Genomic DNA, 9,098 nt, shown 5'->3' with positions numbered 1-9,098 from the left:
GTCCCCCCCCCCCCCCCCCCCCCCCCCCCCCCCCCCCCCCCCCCCCCCCCCCCCCCCCCCCCCCCCCCCCCCCCCCCCCCCCCCCCCCCCCGGTCCCGGGGGGCGGTCGACGGCCTGCTCACAGGGCTCGTCCGGCGGGTGGGGGCGGCCGGGTCGCCCCAGCTCCTAGGGGCCGGATAGGGGTTGAGGGTCAGTCGGAACGCCACCCATCATCTCGGATAGCGAAATGCGATAGGCGACCTGGGCGAAGCTCCCGTCGCCTGAGGTCGCCGAGGACTCCGGTCGGTGGCCGCTGCATGCCGTCGGGGTCATTGCTGCGAATTCCTGTCGGTGAGATCCGTCGAAGCGCGACGTGAGCCGACTGGATGCGTTGAAGAGGTGGGCAATTAGATGGCGAATGAAGAGACGCTTCGTGACTACCTCAAGTGGGTGACCGCCGACCTGGCGCAGACCCGCCAGCGCCTCCAGGAGGTGGAGAGCACCGACCACGAACCCATCGCGATCGTCGGCATGGCCTGTCGCCTCCCCGGCGACGTCGGCTCGCCCGAGGAGCTGTGGCAGCTGGTCAGCGAGGGACGGGACGCCGTCGACGGGTTCCCCGTCAACCGTGGCTGGGACGTCGAGAACCTCTACCACCCGGACCCCGACCACCCGGGCACCTCGTACGTCAACGTGGGCGGCTTCCTGCACGGGGCCACCGAGTTCGACCCGGCGTTCTTCGGCATCTCGCCGCGTGAGGCGATGGCGATGGACCCCCAGCAGCGGCTGCTGCTGGAGACCTCCTGGGAGGCCTTCGAGCGCGCCGGCATCGACCCGGTTACCCTGCGGGGCAGCCGGACCGGCGTCTTCGCCGGTGTCATCTACCACAACTACGCCGCCCGCCTGCACGCCGTGCCGGAGGGCGTCGAGGCGTTCCTGGGCACCGGCAGCTCGGCCAGCATCGCCTCCGGTCGGGTCGCCTACGCGCTGGGCCTGGAGGGCCCGGCGCTCACCATCGACACCGCCTGCTCCTCCTCGCTGGTCGCCCTGCACCTGGCCGTGCAGTCGCTGCGGCGCGGCGAGTCCACGCTGGCCCTGGCCGGCGGTGTGACCGTCATGTCCACCCCCGACGCCTTCGTCGACTTCAGCCGCCAGCGCGGCCTGGCCGCCGACGGCCGCTGCAAGGCGTTCTCCGCCGAGGCCGACGGCACCGGCTGGGGTGAGGGCGTCGGCATGCTGCTGCTGGAGCGCCTCTCCGACGCGGAGCGCAACGGCCACCCGGTGCTGGCCGTCGTGCGCGGCACCGCCGTCAACCAGGACGGCGCCAGCAACGGCTTGACCGCCCCGAGCGGCCCCGCGCAGCAGCGGGTGATCCGGCAGGCGCTGGAGAACGCCCGGCTGACCGCCCAGCAGGTCGACGTCGTCGAGGCGCACGGCACCGGCACCACGCTGGGCGACCCGATCGAGGCCCAGGCGCTGCTGGCCACCTACGGCCAGGACCGCCCCGAGGACCGCCCGCTGTGGCTGGGCTCGGTGAAGTCCAACATCGCCCACACCCAGGCAGCGGCCGGCGTGGCCGGGGTCATCAAGATGGTGATGGCGATGCGGCACGGGCGGCTGCCGCGCACCCTGCACGCCGACGCGGCCTCGCCGGTGGTCGACTGGAGCGCCGGCGCGGTCCGGCTGCTCTCCACCGAGCAGGAGTGGCCCGAGCACGAGGAGCCGCGCCGCGCCGGCGTGTCCTCCTTCGGCTTCAGCGGCACGAACGCGCACGCCATCCTGGAGCAGGCACCGGCCCCGGCGCAGGAGCCCGAGCGGAGCGCGAACGCGCCGCGCACCCCGGTGGTGCCCTGGGTCCTGTCGGGCCGCACCGCGCAGGCGCTCGGTGATCAGGCCGAGCGGCTGCTGGCGCACCTGGACGCCGAGCCCGAGCTGGCCGCCGCCGACGTCGCCTACTCGCTGGCCACCTCCCGCGCCGCCTTCGAGCACCGCGCCGTCCTGGTCGGTGCCGACCGCGCCGAACTGCGCGAGGCACTCGCCGCGTTGGTGCGCGGCGAGGCCAACGTGCCGCAGGGCACCACCGGTTCGGCCGGCAAGGTGGCCTACCTGCTGGCGGGGCAGGGCAGTCAGCGCCTCGGCATGGGTGCCGAACTGTACGACGCGTTCCCGGTGTTCGCCCAGGCCTACGACGCGGTCTGCGCCGGGCTGGACCCCTACCTGGAGCGGCCGCTCAAGCAGGCCGTGGCCGACCCCGAGCTGATCCACCAGACCGGCTACACCCAGCCCGCGCTGTTCGCCCTCGAGGTGGCGCTGTTCCGCCTGGTCGAGTCCTGGGGCGTGCGCCCCGACCTGCTGGCCGGTCACTCGATCGGCGAGCTGGCCGCCGCCCACGTCTCCGGCGTGCTCTCGCTCGGCCACGCCGCCGCCCTGGTCGCCGCGCGCGGCCGGCTGATGCAGCAACTGCCCGCCGGCGGCGCGATGATGGCCGTGCGGGCGAGCGAGGAGGAGGTGCTGCCGCTGCTGGCCGGCCGGGCCGGTGAGATCGGCATCGCCGCCGTCAACGGGCCCGCCTCCGTGGTGATCTCGGGCACCGAGCAGGCCGTCCTGGAGGTGGCCGAGCAACTGGCCGCCCAGGGCCGCAAGACCCGGCGGCTCACCGTGAGCCACGCGTTCCACTCGCCGCTGATGGACGGCATGCTGGAAACCTTCCGCGCGGTCGCCGAGCGCCTGACCTACGCCGCGCCGCGCATCCCGATCGTCTCCACCCTCACCGGCCGGCTCGCCACCGCCGAGGAGCTGTGCTCGCCGGACTACTGGGTGCGGCACGTGCGGGAGGCCGTCCGCTTCCACGACGCGGTGCTGGCCCTGGAGAACGAGGGCGCGCGCACCTTCCTGGAGCTCGGCCCCGACGGCACCCTCACCGCCCTGGCCCAGGAGTGCGCCACCCGCGAGGCCGCCTTCACCCCGGTGCTGCGCCCCGCCCGCCCGGAGGCGCAGACCTTCACCGCCGGTGCCGCCCAGCTCTTCGCCCGTGGCGTCAGGCTGGACTGGCCGGCGGTCTTCGCCGGCCTCGGCGCCCGCCGGGTCGACCTGCCCACCTACGCCTTCCAGCACGAGGCCTACTGGATCGACCGGTCGGCCCCGCTGCCCGCCGACGCCCGCGCGATCGGTCTCGGCTCGGCCGACCACCCGTTGCTGGGCGCCGCGGTGGCGCTGGCCGACAGCGACGGCTTCTTCTTCTCCGGCCGTCTCTCCCTCGCCACCCACCCCTGGCTGGCCGACCACGCGGTGGCCGGCTCGGTGCTGCTGCCCGGCACCGCCTTCGTCGAGCTGGCGATCCGCGCCGGCGACCACGTCGGCTGCGACCGGCTGGAGGAGCTGACCCTGGAGGCACCCCTGGTGCTGCCCGAAGCGGGCGGCGTCCAGGTGCAGTTGTGGGTCGGCCAGGCCGACCCGGCGGGCCTGCGCCCGCTGACCGTCTACTCCCGTCCCGAGGACGGTGCCGACGACGAGCCGTGGACCCGGCACGCCGACGGCCTGCTCGGCAGCACGGCCGCCGCACCCGAGGTCGGCTTCGACGCGGCCAGCTGGCCGCCCGCCGACGCCCACCCGGTCGACCTGGCCGACTTCTACCAGGCCCTCACCGAGGCCGAGTTCGGCTACGGCCCGACCTTCCGCGGCCTGCGCGCGGCCTGGGTGCGCGGCCAGGAGGTCTTCGCCGAGGTCGCCCTGCCCGAGGAGAGCGCCGCCGACGCCGCCGGCTTCGGCCTGCACCCGGCACTGCTCGACGCCGCCCTGCACGCCACCGCGCTGCACGGCGCCGGGGCCGCCGAGAGCGAGCAGCCCGCCCAGGGCCGCCTGCCGTTCTCCTGGAGCGGGGTGACGCTGCACGCGGTCGGTGCCGCCGCCCTGCGGGTGCGGATCGCCCCCGCGGGCCCCGACGCGGTGTCGCTGGCCGCTGTGGACGGCGCCGGCACGCTGGTCTCCACGGTGGAGAGCCTGATCCTGCGGCCGCTCACCCCCGAGCAGCTGACCGGCGGGGACAGCCGTGCCGCCGCGCTCGCCGACGCCCTCTTCGCCCCGGCCTGGACCACCCTCACGCTGCCCGACGGCGCCGGCACCCCGGCCGAGCGGCACACCGTGGTCGGCACCGACCGGCTGGGCCTGGCCGCCGGGCTGCTGGCCGCCGGCCATGGCGTCGACACCCCGCAGCACCTGGCCGCCCTGGCCGCCCGCCTGGACGGCGACGACCACGCGCCCGGCACGCTCTACCTGCCGATCGGCGCCGGCACCGGTGCCTCGCACTCCGCGCGGGAGGTGCGCGAGGCCGTGCACCGTGCGCTGGAGCTGCTGCAGACGTGGCTGGGCGAGGAGGCGTTCGCGGATTCGCGGTTGGTCGTGGTGACGCGTGGTGCGGTGGCCGCCGGTGACGGTGAGGACGTCCGTGACCTGGCCTCGGCTGCCGTGTGGGGTCTGGTGCGTTCGGCGCAGTCGGAGAATCCGGGCCGGATCGTGCTGGTGGACCTGGACGAGGAGGCCGGTTCGCTGGGCGCCCTGTCGCGGGCGGTCGACAGCGGGGAGCCGCAGCTCGCGCTGCGCGCCGGTGTGGCCCTCGCGCCACGCCTGGCGCGGGTGCGGGCGGGCGCTGAGGGCGTCCCGCCGGCGCTGGACCCCGAGGGCACCGTGCTGCTGACCGGGGCCACCGGCACCCTCGGTGGCCTGTTCGCCCGCCACCTGGTCACCGAGTACGGTGCGCGCCGGCTGCTGCTGGTCTCGCGCCGCGGCGCCGAGGCCCCCGGTGCCGCCGAACTCGCCGCCGAACTCGGCGAGCTGGGCGCCGAGGTGACCCTCGCCAGCTGCGACGTGGCCGACCGCGAGGCGCTCGCCGGACTGCTCGGCTCGCTGGAGCACCCGCTGACCGCCGTGGTGCACACCGCCGGCGTGCTGGACGACGGCATCATCTCCTCGCTCACCCCCGAGCGGGTCGACACCGTGCTGCGACCCAAGGTGGACGCCGCGCTCAACCTGCACGAGCTGACGAAGGGCCAGGCGCTGGCCGCCTTCGTGCTGTTCTCCTCCGCCTCCGGCGTCCTCGGCGCGGCCGGCCAGGGCAACTACGCCGCCGCCAACGCCTACCTCGACGCCCTCGCCCAGCACCGCCGCGCGGCCGGCCTGCCGGCCACCTCGCTGGCCTGGGGCCTGTGGGCGGGCGGCATGGCCGGCACCCTGGACGAGGCCGACGTGCAGCGGATGACCCGCAGCGGCGTCGCCCCCCTCACCACCGAGCTGGGCCTGGCCCTCTTCGACGCCGCGCTCGGCCAGCCCGCCGCCACCCTCGTCCCGATCCGGCTGGACGCGGCTGGCCTGCGCCGCCAGGCCCGCACCGGCCAGCTGCCCGCCGTCCTGACCGGCCTGGTCCGCACCCCGGCCCGCCGGCTGGCCGCCGCCGGCACCACCGCCGCCGGCACCTCGCTGGTCAAGCGGCTGCTCCTGCTGGACGAGGAGGAGCAGCAGCGCGAACTGCTGGAACTGGTCCGTTCCCAGGTCGCCCAGGTGCTCGGCCACGCGGGCGCGCACGTCGTCGACCCGGCCAAGGCCTTCCGGGAGACCGGCTTCGACTCGCTCACCTCGGTCGAGCTGCGCAACCGCCTGAACACCGCGGCCGGCGTGCGGCTGCCGGCCACCGTGGTCTTCGACTACCCGACGCCCGCCGCGCTCGCCGGCTACCTCTTCACCGAGGCGCTGGGTCTGGGCGAGGCCACCGCCGAGGCCACGCCCGTCGCGGCGGTGGCCCTCACCGACGATCCGATCGCCATCGTCGGCATGGCCTGCCGCTACCCGGGCGGCGTGCGCTCGCCCGAGGACCTGTGGCGGATGATCGCCGCCGGCACCGACGGCATCTCGTCGTTCCCCACCGACCGTGGCTGGGACGTGGAGAACCTCTACCACCCGGACCCGGACCACCCCGGCACCTCGTACACCAGCGAGGGCGGCTTCCTGCACAACGCCAGCGAGTTCGACCCGGCCTTCTTCGGCATCTCGCCGCGCGAGGCGCTGGCCATGGACCCGCAGCAGCGCCTGCTGCTGGAGACCTCCTGGGAGGCCTTCGAGCGCGCCGGCATCGACCCGGAGACCGTGCGCGGCAGCCGGACCGGCGTCTTCGCCGGCATCATGTACCACGACTACATCTCCCGCCTGCCCGCCATCCCGCCGGGCGTCGAGGGCTACCTCGGCACCGGCAACTCGGGCAGCATCGCCTCCGGCCGGGTCTCCTACGTGCTCGGCCTGGAGGGCCCGGCGGTCACCGTCGACACCGCCTGCTCCTCCTCGCTGGTCGCCCTGCACTGGGCGATCCAGGCGCTGCGCACCGGCGAGTGCTCGCTGGCGCTGGCCGGTGGTGCGACCGTGATGGCCGCCCCCAGCACCTTCGTCGACTTCAGCCGCCAGCGCGGCCTGGCCCGTGACGGGCGCTGCAAGTCCTTCTCCGACGACGCGGACGGCACCGGCTGGGCCGAGGGCGCCGGCATGCTGCTGATCGAGCGCCTGTCGGACGCCCGCCGCAACGGTCACCCCGTACTGGCGATCGTGCGCGGCTCGGCGATCAACCAGGACGGCGCCAGCAACGGCCTGACCGCCCCCAACGGCCCCTCGCAGCAGCGCGTGATCAAGCAGGCGCTGGCCTCGGCGGCGCTCACCGCGGACCAGATCGACCTGGTCGAGGCGCACGGCACCGGTACCACCCTGGGTGACCCGATCGAGGCGCAGGCGCTGCTGGCCACCTACGGCCGGGAGCGTGCGGCCGACCGGCCGCTGTGGCTCGGCTCGGTCAAGTCGAACCTGGGGCACACCCAGGCCGCGGCCGGCGTCGCCGGCATCATCAAGGTCGTCATGGCGATGCGGCACGGTGTGCTGCCGAAGACCCTGCACGTCACCGAGCCGTCCACGCATGTGGACTGGACCGAGGGCGCGGTCGAGCTGCTGACCGAGGCCCGCGAGTGGCCGCAGACCGGCCGCCCGCGCCGGGCCGGCGTCTCCTCCTTCGGCATCAGCGGCACCAACGCGCACACCATCATCGAGGAGCCGCCCGCGGCGCGCGGCGCCGCGGCCACCCAGCCGGACCCGGTGGCCCCCGCGCGCGTGCTGCCCGTGGTGCTGTCGGCCAAGAGCCCCGAGGCACTGCGCGCGCAGGCCGAGCGGCTGCGTGAACACCTGCGCGAGCGGCCCGAGTCCTCGTTGCTCGACGTCAGCTGGTCACTCGCCACCACGCGTGGCGCCTTCGAGCACCGTGCTCTGCTGCCGGTCGCCGAACGCGAGCTGCTCGACGTGGAGTTGGCCGCGCTGGCGGCCGGCGGACCGGCGGCGCGCGCGGTGCTGGGGACGGCCGGGTCGGCGGGCCGGACGGCGTTCCTGTTCACGGGTCAGGGCAGCCAGCGGGCTGGTATGGGTGCGGAGTTGTACGAGGCGTTCCCGGTGTTCGCCGAGGCGTTCGACGCGGTCTGTGCGGAGCTGGACCGGCGCCTGGACCGGCCGTTGAAGGATGTCGTCTTCGCGGGCGAGCGGATCGACGAGACGGCGTACACCCAGCCGGCGCTGTTCGCGGTCGAGGTGGCCCTGTTCCGGCTCGTCGAGTCCTGGGGCGTCCGCCCGGACTTCCTGGCGGGTCACTCGATCGGTGAGCTGGCCGCCGCGCACGTCGCGGGTGTGCTCTCGCTGGGCGATGCCGCGACCCTGGTGGCGGCGCGTGGTCGGCTGATGCAGCAACTGCCGGCCGGTGGTGCGATGGTGGCCGTGCAGGCGGCCGAGGACGAGGTGCTGCCGCTGCTGGCCGGTCGGGAGGCCGAGTTGGGTCTCGCGGCGGTCAACGGGCCGTCCTCGGTGGTGCTTTCGGGCGCCGAGGCGGCCGTGCTGGAGGTCGCGGGCAAGCTGGCCGAGCAGGGTCGCAAGACCCGGCGGCTCACGGTGAGCCATGCGTTCCACTCGCCGTTGATGGAGCCGATGTTGGAGGAGTTCCGCACGGTCGTGGCGGGTCTGACCTTCCACGCGCCGCGGATCCCGATCGTCTCGACGCTGGACCAGGAGGCCGACCTCACCACCCCCGACTACTGGGTGCGCCACGTCCGCGAGGCCGTGCGCTTCCGCGACGCCGTCGCGACCCTGGAGGGGCGAGGTGTCCGCACCTTCCTGGAGTTGGGTCCGGACGGGACGCTGTCCGCGCTCGGCCAGGAGTGCGTGACCGAGGACGCGGTGTTCGTACCGGTGCTGCGCCGTGACCGGGTGGAGGCGGAGACCTTCACCGCCGCTCTGGCTCAGCTCTTCGTACGGGGTGGCAGGCTGGACTGGGAGGCGGTCTTCGCCGGGCTCGGTGCCCGGCGCGTCGACCTGCCCACCTACGCCTTCCAGCACGAGCGCTACTGGCTGGAGGCGCCGCCGATCCTGGTGGGCGAGGCGGCAGCCGCGCAGCTCGGCCTCGACCTGGCCGAGCACCCGCTGCTGGGTGCCTTTGTGGGCCTGGCCGACGCCGACGGCCTGCTCTTCACCGCGCGACTGGCGGTGGACACCCACCCGTGGCTGGCGGACCACGCGGTGGCCGAGACCGTGCTGCTGCCGGGTACGGCCTTCGTCGAGCTGGCGATCCGGGCCGGCGACCAGGTCGGCTGCGGGCTGCTGGAGGAGCTGACGCTGGAGGCGCCGCTCGTCCTGCCCGAGCGCGGCGGCGTCCAGGTGCAGGTTTCGGTGGGCGCGCCCGACGAGGCCGGCCGGCGCCAGCTGTCGGTGTTCTCCCGGGCGGAGGACGCGCTCGCCGTGGGGGCACCCCCCAGCCTCCAGGCTGGGGGAGAACCGTGGACGCGGCATGCGGCCGGTCTGCTGGCGGAGGGCGAGCGGGCGCCGGACTTCGAGCTGGCGCAGTGGCCGCCGGCCGGCGCGGAGCCGGTCTCCGTCGAGTCGGTGTACGCCGATTTCGCCCTGGCCGGGTTCGGTTATGGTCCGGTGTTCCAGGGCCTGCGGGCGGCCTGGCGTCGGGACGGTGAGTTGTTCGCCGAGGTGGTGTTGCCGGAGGAGAGCCGGTCGGAGGCGGGTCTGTTCGGTCTGCACCCGGCGCTGCTGGATGCCGCGTTGCA

Annotated in this window: 1 protein-coding gene; it reads left to right on the top strand. The window is 75.0% G+C overall.

Translation table 11 applies throughout. The annotated features are described in order from the left end of the window. Nucleotides 1-390: 390 nt before the first annotated feature. The coding region (locus ACZ38L_RS35660) for a type I polyketide synthase (RefSeq protein ID WP_465701530.1) at nucleotides 391-9,098 on the top strand (8,708 nt) is incomplete at its 3' end.

It is taken from the genome of Kitasatospora sp. NPDC024654, from assembly GCF_055559155.1.
Note: the sequence above shows the minus strand (reverse complement) of the source record. Positions and strands in the feature narration are given on the sequence as shown.